7 protein-coding genes and 1 pseudogene are annotated in these 15797 nt (G+C 52.9%); 1 reads left to right on the top strand and 7 read right to left on the bottom strand.

All coding sequences use genetic code 11. The annotated features are described in order from the left end of the window. Window positions 1-927 precede the first annotated feature (927 nt). From C8J44_RS13790 to C8J44_RS18320, 7 genes are all read right to left on the bottom strand, one after another. Window positions 928-3984 carry a DEAD/DEAH box helicase family protein gene (locus C8J44_RS13790; RefSeq protein ID WP_220683118.1) on the bottom strand — a complete coding sequence of 1019 codons (3057 nt, stop codon included), beginning with the start codon at window positions 3982-3984 and terminating at the stop codon, window positions 928-930. Between the two features lie 52 nt (window positions 3985-4036). Next, a complete protein-coding gene (locus C8J44_RS13785) occupies window positions 4037-6052 on the bottom strand; it encodes a site-specific DNA-methyltransferase (RefSeq protein WP_147453208.1) in 2016 nt (671 codons plus the stop codon). A gap of 10 nt (window positions 6053-6062) precedes the next feature. Continuing rightward, entirely contained in the window at window positions 6063-6764 is a 702-nt protein-coding gene (locus C8J44_RS13780) for a DUF4391 domain-containing protein (RefSeq protein ID WP_121904975.1), read from the bottom strand. Continuing rightward, the gene (locus C8J44_RS13775) at window positions 6764-10033 is read right to left on the bottom strand and encodes a helicase-related protein (RefSeq protein WP_121904974.1); all 3270 of its coding nucleotides are present in this window, start codon (window positions 10031-10033) and stop codon (window positions 6764-6766) included. Before C8J44_RS13775 ends, C8J44_RS13780 begins: the two co-directional genes overlap by 1 nt. Window positions 10034-10454: 421 nt before the next feature. Next, window positions 10455-11267, bottom strand: a complete 813-nt coding sequence (locus tag C8J44_RS13770) for an inositol monophosphatase family protein (RefSeq protein WP_121904973.1) — start codon at window positions 11265-11267, stop codon at window positions 10455-10457. A 164-nt stretch (window positions 11268-11431) separates the two neighbouring features. After that, entirely contained in the window at window positions 11432-11995 is a 564-nt protein-coding gene (efp, locus tag C8J44_RS13765; protein ID WP_056482276.1) for an elongation factor P, read from the bottom strand. Between the two features lie 530 nt (window positions 11996-12525). Beyond that, entirely contained in the window at window positions 12526-15063 is a 2538-nt protein-coding gene (locus C8J44_RS18320; protein WP_147453207.1) for an RNA-binding domain-containing protein, read from the bottom strand. A gap of 187 nt (window positions 15064-15250) precedes the next feature. Here C8J44_RS18320 and C8J44_RS18800 point away from each other — a divergent pair. Further along, a pseudogene (locus C8J44_RS18800) lies at window positions 15251-15594 on the top strand (hypothetical protein); the annotation flags it as partial. Window positions 15595-15797 lie beyond the last annotated feature (203 nt).

Here is a 15797-nt window from a genome sequence, read left to right as displayed (position 1 = left end):
TTTGCGATATCTTCAAATTAAATCCTCATGTTTTATATTTTGTACCATTGTTAATAACTTTGTGATGCGATTAAATACCACACCAGTAATCACATGTGATTATCATTGTATTCCGTAATATTGCCTCGGCGCCGAGTATCAAATTGTCCGCTTGCAACGCATATTAAACATGACAACCCGGTTCTTGGAATCATCTGAAAAATTGATTTTCGAGACGCTCTCGACCTGCCTAAAGTCGATGCAGACACGGTCTGCTGGTCACAAGTCAGTATCATGGGAAGCGGCTGCACACGTCGCACTTAGCCACCCATCCTGGTGGAAAGCAGCCTGTCCGCTATCGGGCGGTGATCGCAAAAAGCAGCCGTTCGTTCATCAACTTGTCGAGAGCATGCGGCAGCTCAGTCATCTCCAAAGCTTGCGTAAGGTGTGCTGTCAACAACCAAGCATCACATCGCTACTTGGCATGATATTCGCTTGACTAAATCCGTATTGATTTCATGGTTCTAGGTGGTTCTAGGTGGTTCTAGGTGGTTCTAGGTGGTTCTAGGTGGTTCTAGGTGCTTCATTGGCGCTGAGGCGCCGATGAAGAATTCAGGTCCTTTTACGCCTTGTTCTTTAAAGCCGCTCGCAGCTTCTGGAGAATCAGCTTCGGTCCACGCGGCAAAGGCTTGATGCGGATCTCGGAACTTACCTGTCGGCCATCCACCCTACAGGAACAATGCTGCATCCTAGGCGGTAAGGGCAAGATCGCCTCCAATGCCTGGGCCGTTCGACATAACTGTGCCATGATTTGCATCGCACAAACACCGCCCGTGAATCAGTTAAACCCCATCACATAGCGCCGTTGCCCGCAAGTAGCGGCCTTTACCGATCGCTTCGGAGAAGGCCTCTACTTCTTATGCCAACTACGACATATCATCAGCCAACTTATTTAACCGGAATACTTATCATATCAATAAGCGTCCGGTAACTCGTCACTACGTCGTATTTAACGCTATTACCGGTTTTTCTAAATCCGATGTCGCTAAAGAACTTTCTTGCACAATTGATTTTTATGTTCTCGATCTCTCGTAGTTTCATCGACGACATAGTACCTTTGGTTTCGGCGACGAAGTAGATGTGCTTGACGCTTCCTTCCTTGAATGAGATCGCCCAATCGGGATTATAGTCGCCAACAGGCGTGGGGATCAAGAAGCCGCGGGGAAGCTTAGCGTAGACTACCACTTCGCTGGAAATATCAAGCTCCTCCGCGAACGTCCTTTCAATTTCGGAGTCAGTGACGATGTAATCGTAGACGTGCCGCTTGAGCTTCGCTGATGCTTTGGAAAAGTCCTGTCCGGTCTGGTTTGCAGTGAATATGTCAACGTCGTAGCGTTCGGCCAGGCCATCGTACGTGAGCCGTTCGATCACCATAGTGGCCTTCTGCTCACCGATGATCCGAGCCGCTTCGGCGATGAAATGTTCGGGGTTTGCCTTGAATTGTTCGAACACGCTAGCTTGGATGCCTGTAAGAATTTCAGCTGTGGTTCTACGAGTCAGTTCCGTTGTCTCGGCGACCTTCCCGAGAAGGTCATACTTCACGAGTGACTGAACAAAGCTTCCTCGTTCGGTTGTTGATCCAGTCAATGCAAAGCCGTCACTAACCTTCAATTGGTCGTCCGTCAGCCCGTCGATTTGCACCCCAGTCTGGACGGTGTACTGGAGTGGCGTCACGCGAAGTTGGCTATCCAAGGCATCCACGCATCTGAGGACCAACTCCTTCGGGTCGAACTCAACGCGATAGACAGCCTTCTGATTGATGCGCCGCCAGAGTTCCTGAAACTCCTTCTTTTCGAAGTTCTCATTCAGTAAGTTGGTCTTTGGCCTCCGGCCATCGTCGATCTTAGGCAGCTGCGCATTGCTGAACACGCTGTCGATGATTTGCAGAATTTGGTCGGTATACGCCTTCAAATCGTCCGGCAATACCGCAAGCAAACCCGCTTCCTTTGCCTTGGAGTAGGCAATGGTAATGTGGTCCATATCATCGGAGTAGTCGTTCTTAATGAGATATCGGTAGATCTGCTTCGCCATGCCCAACGTTATCTCGATTGGCCCGGCATCAGTGGCAATGGTCTTTCCAGCAAAATAGGCCTCTGACGCCTTACGTGGACGTGACGTCAATGTGTCGGCGATCTCTTTCTGAAGGCCCGCGACGAAGTTCTTGTAGCTTTCGCTGGCGACGACGGTGAGGACGTTGATGTCGTGAACGACCGCTGGGTTATCTTGCCTATCGCCGTTCTGATCCACCGACAGGCGAAGTCCACGACCCACTTCCTGTCGCCGCGACACGGTGTTGTCGCTGTGCTTCAGCATGCACATGACAAAGACGTTGGGATTGTCCCACCCTTCGCGCAGCGCGGAATGCGAGAAGATGAACCGTGTAGGCTCATCGAAGGATAGGAGACGCTCCTTGTCCCTAAGTATCAGGTCATACGCATCCACATCCTCGGAATCAGTCGACCTTGCGCCTACGGCAGGGTCAATCAGTCGTCTGGTTTTCCTGTCGATAGAAAAATAGCCGTTGTGCGTACACCGAGCGTCAATCTCGGCTAAGTACGCTCGGTAGGCGTTGTTGTCGATGGCGAGCTCTGCCAGATATTCCGCCTTGAGAAGCTCATATTCCCTCTCAAATACTCGAGCATACTCGCCCTTCTCGTCGGGCTGAGCATAGTCCCTGTACTTTACGACTTCATCGATGAAGAAAAGCGATAGAACTTTAATGCCTCGGGAAAAAAGCGTCTTTTCTTTGTCTAGATGGGCCTTGATGGTCTCTCGAATCTGGATGCGTCGGATGTCGTGCTGGGACACGTCGCCGCTGGCCTCCCCCGCCTGCAGCACTAGGCCGTTGACGAACTCAATAGTGTCGTTGCGCGCGTCAATCTGCGAGATCGTGAAGCCGTCGCGGTATTGATCTAGTTCGCCAGACTTCGCAAATAGGTCGTCCCGGACCTCCATTCGCTTTAGCTGCCGCTTAATCTCACCGCTCGCGAGCTTCACCTCGACCTCAAGCCGGGCTATCGGCGCCTTCTTCGATATATCGATGCCCTCAAGGTACAGATAGGCGTTCGTACCAGCAAGCCCACGCGTCTGGATGCCCCTCACGGCAATCTTTTTAACTAGCTTTTGGTTGTAAGCGTCAAGTGCATCAAGTCGGTGGATACGGTTGTGCTGCGTCCTGTGAGTCGCTGAATAGCGTAGGATCATAAGTGGCCTGAACTTCGGCAACGCTTCCATCGTGGCCGGGCCTTCCATTTTCTGCGGCTCGTCGAGGATAAGGATCGGCCGGTTGCTGGCTATCACGTCGATGGGCTTACGAGACTGGAAGTCGTCAAGCTCCTCATATATGCGGCGGTTGTCAGCACCGCGCGCAGCAAACGCCTGGATATTAATGACCATCACGTTGATCCCAGCGTCAGACGAGAAGCTCTCGATCTCGTGGAGACGCTTCGAATTATAGATAAAGAAACGCGCCTTCTTTCCGTAGCTCTTGGTGAAATGGTCAGCGGTAATCTCAAGCGACTTATAAACGCCTTCCCGAATCGCAATAGACGGCACCATGATGATAAACTTCGACCAACCGTAGCGCTTGTTCAACTCGAAAATCGTTTTGATGTAGCAATAGGTTTTGCCGGTTCCCGTCTCCATCTCGACGTCGAGGTGGTACTGGCTGGCCGCCAGTGCGTGCCGGGCGTACGCCGAGGGGGCCGAAATCCGTTCGTCGCGTCCATTTACAACAGTGAAATCGGACAGACTTTGACTGAGGGGGAGGTTCTGAAGGCGCTGGACGTTCTGGATGTTGGCAAGCACCGGAACAGTCGACGCCAGATCAGCATTCTTAAATCCTTCCTCAAAAGCGCTCGTCTGTACCTTCTGTCCCGGATCGATCCGGTAGATAATCCCATTAGACATCGGTTGCCCGGCAAAGCAGTCCACGACAGCACTCACAGCCCGAGTCTGATAGTCCTGGACCTTGAATTTTAACTTCATAAATGTTTTCTCAGATCGACTTAACGTCGGTGCCGGGGGACACTTGGCGAAAAACTTGCTCGACGTTGATTTTTACTGGGTCGGAGATAAAGCCGTTGTCCCGAAACACTACGCGCAGGGGTTCGCGGCTCGCAAGCTCTCTCACCAACTTCTCCGTCACACCGGTGTCGAAACAGGCGACTAGCGCATTGCCGTCGACAAAAAAGACGGTTTTGCCCTCCACCGTCTCGCGTTGAACCGGCAGTGTAATGTCCACGCCCCAGTCGACGAGAACCTGGAACAGCAGGTCCTCTGCGCTACGGTCAGACTTGATATTGTCAACGGCGGCGAGCAGGTCGCTTTGCACCACCTGATCTGCGCGGTAGTATACGTCCTGCATGTTCGATGTATCGACTTTTAGCAGCCGAAAACCAACATCGCGGTCCCAATCACGGTGGCAGTCGCCTTCTAGGATTGCCTTGCCTGCACGTCGGATACGTTCAGCGGAAAGGTCTGCGATGGTCTCGTACCCCTCCTTCGCGGCATCCGACTTTTTATCGGGTCTCTCATCCAGTTGAACGAGAATAAACTTACGATTTAAGCCGTCTTCTGCGTTTGCTTCGAGAACTGCATGTGCGGTGGTTCCTGATCCCGCAAAGAAGTCCAAGACAATCCCACCATTGGTATTATTTGCCCACTTCATAAGTTGTTTAATTAATCGAACTGGCTTTTTGCCATTCGCAAACGCTACTCCCCCCTCCTTGGCAACGTTCCCCATATCTTGGTGAAAGCCCTTCCAAAGATCACCTCTAATCACAGTTCGTCCAAATCTAGGTTTGTAATCATCTGACATTCTATAGTTGAGAGATAGTGGCATCAACGCTTGAAGGGTGCCATTTGCCAATGTAGTCAGATAATACGACCGATGATCGACATTAAACAACTTCCAGCGACCGACCTCGGTGCGGTTGCCGGCTGCTGATACAGGTGGCCTATCGATACGGGCAATCCTATCAAGATTACTATCGATAAACAATCTGGCAGAATCCGATACTGCAAGGAGCTTATCGATATTATTGATGCTAAACTTACCTCTGTTCAGTAGTCCGTATCGCTCAATGTCACTTCCAACTTCGCTATCGCCCAGCAACTTTTCGGAAAGCGCCTCTAATGCACCGTCTTCATCCATCCACGCCGAGTAATGAGTATCAAATGATGTAATACCATCAAGGAGAGGAACGTGTCTTATTTTGTCGAACGCAGAACCTTTTCGAAAGACGTGAACAAACTCAACATTCTTTACTATAGTACCCTGCTGAGCATTGACAGTTTTGGGGCCAGATGTAGTGGACATTTCGACAGCGATTGTGTCTATGAAATTCTCTTCTCCAAATACCTCATCTAGCAGCCTTTTTAAATTGGCAGATTCCTCGTCACTTATAGAGGCAAATATTACTCCGTCATCCGCTAGAAGATTTCGTGCAAGTTTCAGACGAGCGTAGATCATTGTGAGCCAGTCGGAATGAAACCGGCCGTTTGCCTCCGTATTAGCAGTGAGCTTTGAACCGTCCTCGTCTCTTTGATTCGACTTTATGAGGTACCCGTCGACGCTGTCCGAAAAGTCGTCATTGTAAATGAAGTCGCTCCCCGTATTGTACGGAGGATCGATATAAATCATTTTAATCTTACCCAGCATAGTCTCTTGAAGCAGCTTTAGTGCGTCAAGATTGTCGCCATTGATTAAGATGTTATGCGTTCCGTCAAAGTCGAGGCTGCCTTTTCTGACTGGACGAAAGGTTTTTGCAATCGGAGAGTTAGCGAGCAGAAGCGCTTCCCGCTTACCCGGCCACTCTAGTCGATACCGTTCCTGCGGCCCCTCAACGATGTGATCGCTCAATTCCTGGCGCAGTTGATCGAAGTCCACCGCTAGACGCCGGCGCCCCGTCACGTCATCGCGTGCCTCAGTCATGCAGCCTGGGAACAAGTCGCGCAACTTCGCGATATTTTCTTGGCTCATGTCAGGGCTGTGCATCTTCAATTTGTCCATCGTCATTCCCTTACTCATCCATTGTGGCATTGTCGGGATCGCCTCCCGAGAGATGCTCAAGGTCGTTCCGCGCCGCGCGCAGCTTTGCGTTGATCGCCACACGCTTGTTGAACTGCTTCTCGCGGGCAAGGTGTGTCCTGATCCGATCCACCTCACGGGTTTTGGCCCGGATCTCTTCCATCCGCGCCACGCGGGCCTGCATGTCTTCGCCAGCTTCGTTGGAAACCGCTTTTGGCATCAGAGCCGTCAGCAGAGCGTCATAGAGCCCGCCGAGATTAAGCGCGAGCGGCATCGGCTGGCGAGGCCCATCATCCGACACCCAATCGGTTGAAAAATAAGCGCCTACAACCCATTTTTTCGGATCGGCATCGCTGGACCGCTTGAAAGCGGCCACTGCCTTCCGCTTACCAGACCGGCTTAGCTCGAAGATCAATGGGAACGATATCGCGCGATCGATTGCCCGCAGCACCTCTTCGTCGAGCTTGCCAGTGCGTAGGCTGACGCCGAACACCTGAATTTCGCTGACGGCCTTAGTAGCCGAAAGGTTGGTTGTTTCAGGAGCCAGCTTGTACATCCAGACGATCTGATCGACCTGATTAACAAACAGGTCCTTTAGCACCGTGCCAACGCTGGCATGCTCATAGATCCGGTTCTTCGGGACAATGCGCCCGAAGGCGGCAGCCTTGGGGTAATCAAAGAACGCTTCCGTCATTATGCCTTTTCCTCGATAACGAGGAAGGCAATTAGCTCGAAATCATTGAGCCCGGCGATGGAGTGGACCAGCGCCGTAGTCTTCCCGCCACTAAATAAGCTGTCGATGTCCTTCTCTTCCTTGACCTCGATCATCGATCGTATTGCCGTGCTCAGAAGGGTAGAGCAGTGCTCCATTCTGCGACCGTCTTGTGTCCGCTCATTGAAAAGCTGGCAAACCGCATGAATCGGCTGAGCTTGGCCCTTGCAGCTCGCACGAACCAGATCGAGCAGCCGCTTTACCTCAGTGTGTTCGATAACCACCTCATCGTCATGACCGACATAGACGAGATAATAGGGGTGAAGCCGGTTCTGTTGATCGATGTTCACGCTGTCGTGAATGTTTTTGAGCGCGAAAATCACACCGGGCTGGAGGCCAAGCGCAGGCTGCGCCGGCACAACCGCATGCATGCCGTTGGGCAGATGGTCGAGGTCACCATGCTCTTTTATATGGTTCAGCAGGTCCATTCGAAAATCATTGAGGCCAAGATCGGTGATTGAAATTCCGGTCCGCACGTCCTCCAACTCGATAACTTCTTCCTGAAGCCGCTTGAGCTGCTCTTTACGGTAGGCAATGTCACTGCTTTTGGACGTCAGCATATTGTCGTCTCCGGTCGCAGCCACGTCGGCGATCATCATGCGGTTTTCGACGCGTTCCTTGAGGTTAATGTACTCATCGAGCGAGATGTCCGGCCAGTAGCTGACAAGCTGGATCTGGGCGTTGGGTGACCCGATACGGTCGATGCGACCGAACCGCTGGATGATGCGGACGGGATTCCAATGGATATCGTAGTTGATCAAATAGTCGCAGTCTTGAAGGTTCTGGCCTTCCGAAATGCAGTCTGTACCGATGAGAATGTCTATCTCGCCTGCCTCGTGAGGTAGAACCAAGTGTTTTTCTTTTGCGATCGGTGAGAAGAGGGTGAGGATTGATTGGAAGTCATAAGTTTTTTTAAGCGTGCTCTTTGGTGCGTCAGAGCCCGTGACCATTCCACAGTGGATACCGTGCGACTGAAGAAGGTTGGCCGCAAGATTGGCGTATAGGTACTTTGCCGTGTCCGCAAAGGCAGTGAAGATTAGAACCTTCCGGTTCCCGGGATTTATCGGGTCGGCGATCTTGCGCGCGACGACGTTCTTTAGATGTTGAAGCTTGGCGTCGTCCTCAGGACATACTTTGACCATCGATATAATTAGGTCTTCGATCAGCGCGAGGTCTGCGCTAAGGTCATGCTTCCAAGAGGGAATGTCCATATCGGACAGGCTGATCTTTATTTTCTTTCCAACGGTAAACTCGTCAATCCCGCTCAGGTCGTCGTCATCGGAATCCAAAACGGTACTATGAAGATGGTCTGTTACATCCCCGATACCGCCAGCGCGTTCATAGGCTTCAATCGCTTGAAGCGTCCGAGCGATGTTGCCGCTTAGCGCCTGCAGCGTAAGCCGGAATGCTTCGACGGAGCTTTCTAGCCGCTTCAGGAGGTTGGTGGTCATCAAAGCTTGAAGGCTTCGCTCGCGGTCAGCTTGGCGAAGTTTACCGCGACCGCCCTCCACCTGAGTGTCGTAGATTTCTTCGTACTTCCGGAGTCGGCTCTGCAAAATGTAGCTGATAGGGGCGTAGACCGCGAGCCGGAGCGCCGACAGGCTCCGGAAGATCTCATTGAGACCAAGAACGTCCGAGCGATGGGTAATTGGACATTGATAGGACAGTGGCTTAAGCCGTTGCGGGAATTTTCCGATATCTTTGGTATCGTAGAACGTCTCGATGTGCTTCCGCGAGCGCGCAATGGTCACCGCATCGAGCATCTCAAAAAAGTCAAAATCAAGGGCTTTCAAGATTGCCGATGCAGTTCGTTCTTCGGGCGGTAGATCCGACCATACGTTGAACGCCTTTTGAGCCCTCCTGAAAATCTCCTCTATCCCAACGTTAGTTTTTAACTTGCGGCTGAGATTTTCAGACTCGCCTTCATAAGCGAGCGCGAGCTGGTTCCTCAGGTCATTGAAGCGGTTGTTAACTGGCGTCGCCGAAAGCATCAAAACCTTAGTTTTCACCCCGGAACGGATGACCTTGTTCATTAAGTGTTGGTAGCGCGTCTCCCGATTCTTAAAGATATCATTATTTCGAAAGTTATGAGATTCATCGATGACGACCAGGTCATAGTTGCTCCAGTTCACGCGGTTCAGCGGAATGCCGAAAGCCTCTCCTGACGTGCGCGAGAGATCGGTATGGCTTAGCACGTCGTAATTGAATCGGTCTTTTGCGAATATGTTAGTGGTCAGGTTTGTGTTGTAGTTGCGCCAATTATCTGCGAGCTTCTTTGGGCACAGTACAAGAACGGACCGATTGCGCAGTTCGTAATATTTAACTACAGCCAGCGCAGTAAATGTTTTACCGAGACCTACGCTATCTGCCAATATGCAGCCATTATGCATTTCTAACTTGTTTATAATTCCAGTTGCGGCGTCCTTCTGGTAATTAAAAAGCTTGTTCCAGACTAGGCTGTCTTTAAATCCGACCAAATCGTTGGGCATATCATCCCCATCGATCTCTTCTAGGAAATCCTGAAATAAGCTGTAAATTATGTGAAAGTAAATGCGTTCTGGTGGATTCTCTTGGTAGACAGATTCGATATGGTCACAAATAGCGGCAGTTACGTCGCTGACTTTATCGTCGTCATTCCAAATCTGATTGAACAGCTGTAGATAGACCTCAGTGTGTGCAGCATCGTCGATGCGGGTCACGAGGTTTGAGACCGCATCGCCCCTTTGATAGCCAAGATCGACGGCCGTAAAACCACTTACCGGCATATAGGCAACGTCGCCTGTTTCGACACCGGCATGAATGAACTGCTGCATCGGCGCCTTGCTCGTGTTTGACCGAAAGCGAGCCTTCTTTCGTATCCAGTCCGCACACTCGCGCGCGACCGCACGCTGGGTCAGCCGGTTGCGAAGCTGTATCTCGAACTCAGTCCCGTACAGGCCCTGCTCGCGTGTTGCCTTGGGGATGAAGAACTCTCGCCGCTCCTTACGGAGGCGGTCAGTCACTTCCGTTGGCACAAAGGTTGGGGCTGTGAAAATGAACTGAAGGCTTTCGATCTTCGACAACTCCGCTTTCAGGGCGTCGAAAGCGTATATCGAGAAACACGACGCCGCTATCTTGAGCCGAGAACCGCGCCCTAGGGTAGACTTCATATCCTCGCCGAGCAGCAGTGAGGTGTTGTCAATAATCTTCATCGGATTGTGTCTAAGCCAGCTATCCGGGGGGGGCGATCTAAAAAATTTCCATTTTGTTCATTGGAGGATAACAGCTTGTTAACCTCATGCATGGGCCTCCCTTAGATGCCTGGGACAGACACGGCTCTAAAAAAGACTGGCAGCTAGCGGACCAATTTCGCCGTTTTGCGGCAACTAAATCAAAGTCCGATACCCGGGGCAGGGCATGACATCGTCGGTTGCCTGAACAGCGACATAAAAATCAAACCCGAACTTTGCGTCACCTTTGCACTGCCCACGCAAGTCGGGGCTGAGGTATCGCTCATGCCCTGTTTCGCGTATCGAGTGCGCTATCATGAGGGGGCGACGCCTTCGTGCGCCACCCTCGCAATTGTTCGCTTTTAACGCCGCGAATATGAAGGCAATGTTACTATATCATACCTTACCGAAGAGCGTTGGCGATTAGCTTGTGCAGCCGAGAGTGCAGCGCGTCGTTCGCCGCGAGGAACTCGTTGCGCTCCATCGCGCGATCGCCACCACGGAAGTCGGTGACGAAACCGCCAGCTTCCTTGACCAACAGCATCCCAGCCGCGACGTCCCATGGCTTCAGATTAGATTCCCAGAAGCCGTCGAAACGACCAGCCGCGAGCCATGCCAGATCGAGCGCCGCAGCCCCCAAACGACGAATTCCTGCAACCTCAGGCGCAACCGCCCCAAAAATCCGGCTCCATTGCGCGAAATCGCCATGCCCTAGAAACGGGATCCCCGTCGCGATCAGCGATTCCGACAGATCACGCCGCGACGACACGCGTAAGCGCTGGTCGGTGAGCCATGCTCCCCGGCCTTTCTCCGCCCAGAAGCTCTCGTCGGTCAGCGGCTGATACACCAGCGCAGTCGTGACCTCGCGCTTGCCGTTAGGCATCGGCTCCTCGACCGCGATCGAGATGCAGAAATGTGGGATACCGTGAAGAAAGTTCGACGTCCCATCGAGCGGATCGACAATGAAGCGCGGCTTGTTCGGGTCACCCTCGACCTCGCCACGCTCTTCCATGAGCATGCCCCAATCGGGACGGGCGTGACTGAGTTCTTCGAAGATCGTCTGCTCGGCGCGCTGGTCGGCCTGGCTGACGAAGTCGGCCGGACCCTTGCGGCTCACCTGGAGCTGCTGGACCTCGTTGAAGTCGCGGCGCAGGCGCGGCGCGGCCTTGCGGGCGGCGCGCTCGATGACGGTCATGATGCCGGAATGGCTGGGCATGGTATTCTATCTCCCCCCTCCCGCAAGCGGGAGGGGCCGGGGGTGGGCTCGCGCTATCAGCGTCGCGCGGCATCGAAATTGTTCGCGCCGGGTAGGTTGCGCGACGTGGAGGGCGGGCGCCCACCCCCCCGGCCCCCTCCCGCTTGCGGGAGGGGGAGCAGAACTTAGTCCGCGCGCCTTACGTAAGTTTGCTCGTACACGTCGACCACGATCCGCGTACCCGCACCGATATGCGGCGGGACCATCACGCGGACGCCGTTTTCCAGCACCGCCGGCTTATACGAAGATGAGGCCGTCTGGCCCTTCACGACGGCATCCGCCTCGACGATCAGCGCCTCGATCGTGTCCGGCAGCTGGACCGAGATCGGCCGCTCTTCCCAGAGCTCCATTACCACGTCCATGCCGTCCTGCAGGAACGCCGCGGCGTCACCCAGGATGTCGGCGTCGAGCGAGATCTGCTCGTAATTGATCTTGTCCATGAAGGTGAGCATGTCGCCTTCGCGAAACAGGAACTGGAAGTCGACGGTCTCGAGCCGCACCTTCTCGACGCTCTCGGCGGAGCGGAAGCGGGTGTTGTTCTTGCGGCCGTCGATGAGGTTCTTCATCTCGACCTGCATATAGGCACCGCCCTTGCCGGGCTGAGTGTGCTGAATCTTGACGGCACGCCAGATGCCGCCCTCATATTCAAGAATGTTGCCGGGACGAATCTCGACCGCGTTGATCTTCATGACCGATTCCTGCTGGAAAGAGCTATGGGCCGTCGGCTGGAACAGACCCCGCCGAAACCCCAAGCTGCGCGCTCTAACGGGGCTGCTCGCTTCCGGCAAGATTGCTCGTAAGGAGTCCTGTTGATAGCCGTAATCCCAAAGGTCGAGCGAGCGAACCGGAATTCGCTACGCAGCACCTCCGATTACCTCGTCGGCTAGATGTGCGTGTTTGGCCGTGGTTTACTGGAGGACGAGGCCGGGCAGCTTGCCGATGGTTACCAACGGCACATTGTCCATGATCGCGGTGGACGCGAAACTGTTGCGCAGGTCATGAAGCCTGAGATCAAGCATGGAACAGGATCGACGGAAGCCGTTCCACCACGGATCTAACGTAAGCGGTTTCGTCCCGGTTCTGTTCGGGAAGACGGGCGCGCATCCTTCACGGCGAGGAGCCCCGGCTAGAACCGCCAGCAGCGTGGCGAGCATAGGGGAGGGGGACAACGATTCCTCGAGCCCCTCGTCAGCCGTGGGAACGTTCACATCCTACAGAGCTATTTAACTGGAGAGAGACCATCTTGAAGAAGCACCAATAGATCCCTGAGCCTTTTCATGCCAGGGCTTAAGGAGACCCCACTCGCCCCCTTATCAATTTTTCCTATTGTTCGGCGGATGTACCCATACGCTTTGGCCTTCATTTTATCATCCGAAGCCGCATTTGACTTTGTTAACGCTCCAATTAAGCTGTCAGCTGCCTCGGGAGAGATATCCCATTTTTTAGAGGGAAGGCTGCCGATCATAGAAAGGTAGTCGTCGATATCGCCTCGTGAGTAATTTACAAATGTTTCTAAGGTTCTATCTAACCAGTTCAACGTTACCTGTGGATCAAGTTCTCTTGCTGTTCTACCGATCCACAATGACTCTAGGTAAGAAAGTGCCGATGAGCTAAGAAGGTCGACAGCTTTTTCTCGGCTGACGCCGAGCATTGACTGTGCTTCGGCCGCGTAACAACGGCCCAGCTTCCCAAGAAACTCGCTACGGTAGCGGACACCTAGTTTCTCCTTTGCTAGGATTCGCTCGCAAAGTGCGCGGGCCTCGCCAATGCCGTAACCGGACTGGTACTCAAGATGATACCATGCTCGCATCATATATATATCAAAATAGTTTAATGCTTCTGCAGCACGGAAACATTCTCTTGCCTGCTCGCGCCGCGGCCCACCAAGTTCGGCATAGGCTTGACCTATCAAACCACGAATACGAGGGTTAGCCATTACCGGGTCATGCTGTGATATGGACTGGGCTACGTCAGCCATGGCAGAGAAATCGTGTTTGCGTATTAGCCGATCAAGCCGAACAATGAGTGCTGCTTCCTCTGGGGTATACCTAGCGCCTTCCTGAACAAACAACTCAACTCGTCGACGTATTAGATCGACTCTATTGAGCTGTTCGGAAACAATACAGACAAAAGGAATCGCAGGAGTAGCAAGCTGATAAAGTGTTTCGCCTTGCTCATTTTCAATGGTAGTCAGAAATATACTTCCACATTCACTGATAGCATCCCGTACGCGGCTCGACGTCATGGTAAGCAGGTTCACAATAGTCGTGAAGCTGACGGGTTCCTTCAAAAAGAATAAAGCGGCCAAAACTTCGCGCGCCTTTCCATCTCGATCGAGCTGGTCATACTCACGCTGATAAAGATACTGCCGTGCATCATCGCCTCCCTTATCCTTAAAGTCGGCGAGCGCATCTTTATATGAGCTCGAATGCTTGCGAAGGCCAATGACCGTTTCTATAAGTAATGGCAAAGCAGAGGTTGCTTCATCTATCTTTGGCACGTATTCTGGCGTAGGCTTACTAACGTTGAACTGCTCGCATACTGCGTCCAGGAATTCATGGAATTCCGCCCCCTCGGACAGTCCTGGGACGGGCAAAGACGACCGCATTGCGTAAGACGGCGGATAGCGAAGAGTGTACAAAATCTTTGTTCTTTTTGTTCCATGCACGCTCTTTAAAAATAGTGGCTCCTCGCCGGTATCTACTTTCCGACGACTAAGAGCATCGATGTCATCAATCACAACCAAACCTGAGTATGACGAAAACAGTTCTTCAAGTAGAGACAGAGCTTCGTCTTCGGTAATCCCGGTCAGCGCTTCTGCATCGAAGTGTCCACTGTGATATAATATTTGCTGGAACTGACTCTCAGCATTATCAAATTGACGAAGCTGAAAGCGCTGTTGTTTTCCATTCAGTGTATGAAGCTCGGTCTCCTTAGCCGATATGTATATAACGTAGTCAACGCGCTCACCACGTGGAAGTGAGACATTATATCCATTTTCTGCAAGACTGCGCGCAAACTCATACGCAAGAGTGCTTTTACCTGATCCACCGGGCCCACTTAAGTACATGCGAGGCTGATCGCCAAAGACGAACCAGTCCCAGAGATCCCCCAGGAGAGCTTTCCGGCCAATAAAATCGGCCATGGTTGCAGGCGACGGCGGCATCGACCTGTGGATAGGAAGGCTCGTATCCGCTGACTCAGCGGGTAACGCGAGTCGGGAGGAATAAAGGGTTGGAAGATGAACCGCATCCGCTTCCAAAACCTCATGCCTGTCACGTATCCAGAGCTTCCCAACTGGGTAGGGGCCAACCTCAGCCTGAAGTTTGACGGGTTTGGATGATCCACGTCTGGGTACTAAAAGAACACATATGGCTTTTTCATCTAAGCCAGGCATTACGTAAGAACGGGTAATGCATTCTATGCTTCTTCCGGTTGCGTCCGAGAGAACCCGATTTAGCGATTCAGCATCAACTGGCGTAGTAACACCACATACAGTCATCACGCGATCGTTAACGCCAAATACTATTAGGCCGCCAAACGAGTTATACATCGCGAGGATCAGACGCACGATTCCGGCGCCGTAACCGTCACTAAATTTTGACGGAACCTTATCTTTGTAGTCAAGGATGTACGTCTCTTGAACGACAAACCTGATTTCGTTCTTGTCCCACGCAGAGCCGAAAAGCGTTTCGCCGTCTGCAGGTAATTCGCCCCGTTCGATATGCGTCCACAAAGTGGTCAGCTCTTCCCGCATACGCTTCCTCAACCCTTACAGTTCCGCTCGTCCATTCGGCACAGTGCCTCAACTTGGGCGTCGAACAAAAGCGTTTAGCCGGCTACTTGCCAGCTTTCGAGACGGTTTTGATCGAGAATGGAACGATCAGTCGTTTAACGGACACCTCGTTTTAGACCAGTTCCTGCCGGCCGAGGAGGGTAATGCGGTACGGCTCCGAGATTGGCTATGCGACGCGCTATCGCCGATGGCTCACCGCGATCCCCGCCGGATTGCGCTTACAGAGCGGGTACGGATCGAGTTGGAAGGGCAGGCGCGCCTCGCCAAGGACTCTAAGGCAGCCGCTGACGCCATTGACCTAGCGGTACGGTTGCGAGTGCGGCGTCCGGGCGCTGCAATGTCAGCCGCGCTGTATCCGAATTGGTTCGTGCCGGCTTGGTCCGCCGGCACGATCATGGCCGGCGTGTAGATCATCACAACCGCGGAGCTCGGCGGGGATCCGTCTATACACTTACCGCCGGGGCAGATCGCTCGTTGCGGAACGGTTGTTGAGGCGAAAGTCTGGCTGCAAGGCCAGTTATTTAGACGATGTTCCTACAGAGCTTGTCCTGAACGAGGCTCCGCTCTCGAGAGAACCGCCGCCAGGCTCAGATGTCTGCATCTGGATCTAGCCGGTCCGGCATACTTCTTGGTACCAAACGGTAGCCATTACGTTGATACCATCCGGTACCTTTTCGTCGGTCGTTTGATCGGCG

Origin of the sequence: Sphingomonas sp. PP-CE-3A-406 (assembly GCF_003688625.1) — a bacterium.
Classification (GTDB): Bacteria; Pseudomonadota; Alphaproteobacteria; order Sphingomonadales; family Sphingomonadaceae; genus Sphingomonas.
This window is presented reverse-complemented; position numbering and strand designations above follow the sequence as displayed.

What these genes read in the sequence shown, in the direction of transcription:
- C8J44_RS13785 (WP_147453208.1), bottom strand. Translation starts at nt 6,052, where the DNA reads ATGGACAAATTGAAGATGCACAGCCCTGACATGAGCCAAGAAAATATC.
- C8J44_RS13780 (WP_121904975.1), bottom strand. Translation starts at nt 6,764, where the DNA reads ATGACGGAAGCGTTCTTTGATTACCCCAAGGCTGCCGCCTTCGGGCGC.
- C8J44_RS13775 (WP_121904974.1), bottom strand. Translation starts at nt 10,033, where the DNA reads ATGAAGATTATTGACAACACCTCACTGCTGCTCGGCGAGGATATGAAG.
- C8J44_RS13770 (WP_121904973.1), bottom strand. Translation starts at nt 11,267, where the DNA reads ATGCCCAGCCATTCCGGCATCATGACCGTCATCGAGCGCGCCGCCCGC.
- efp (WP_056482276.1), bottom strand. Translation starts at nt 11,995, where the DNA reads ATGAAGATCAACGCGGTCGAGATTCGTCCCGGCAACATTCTTGAATAT.
- C8J44_RS18320 (WP_147453207.1), bottom strand. Translation starts at nt 15,063, where the DNA reads ATGCGGGAAGAGCTGACCACTTTGTGGACGCATATCGAACGGGGCGAA.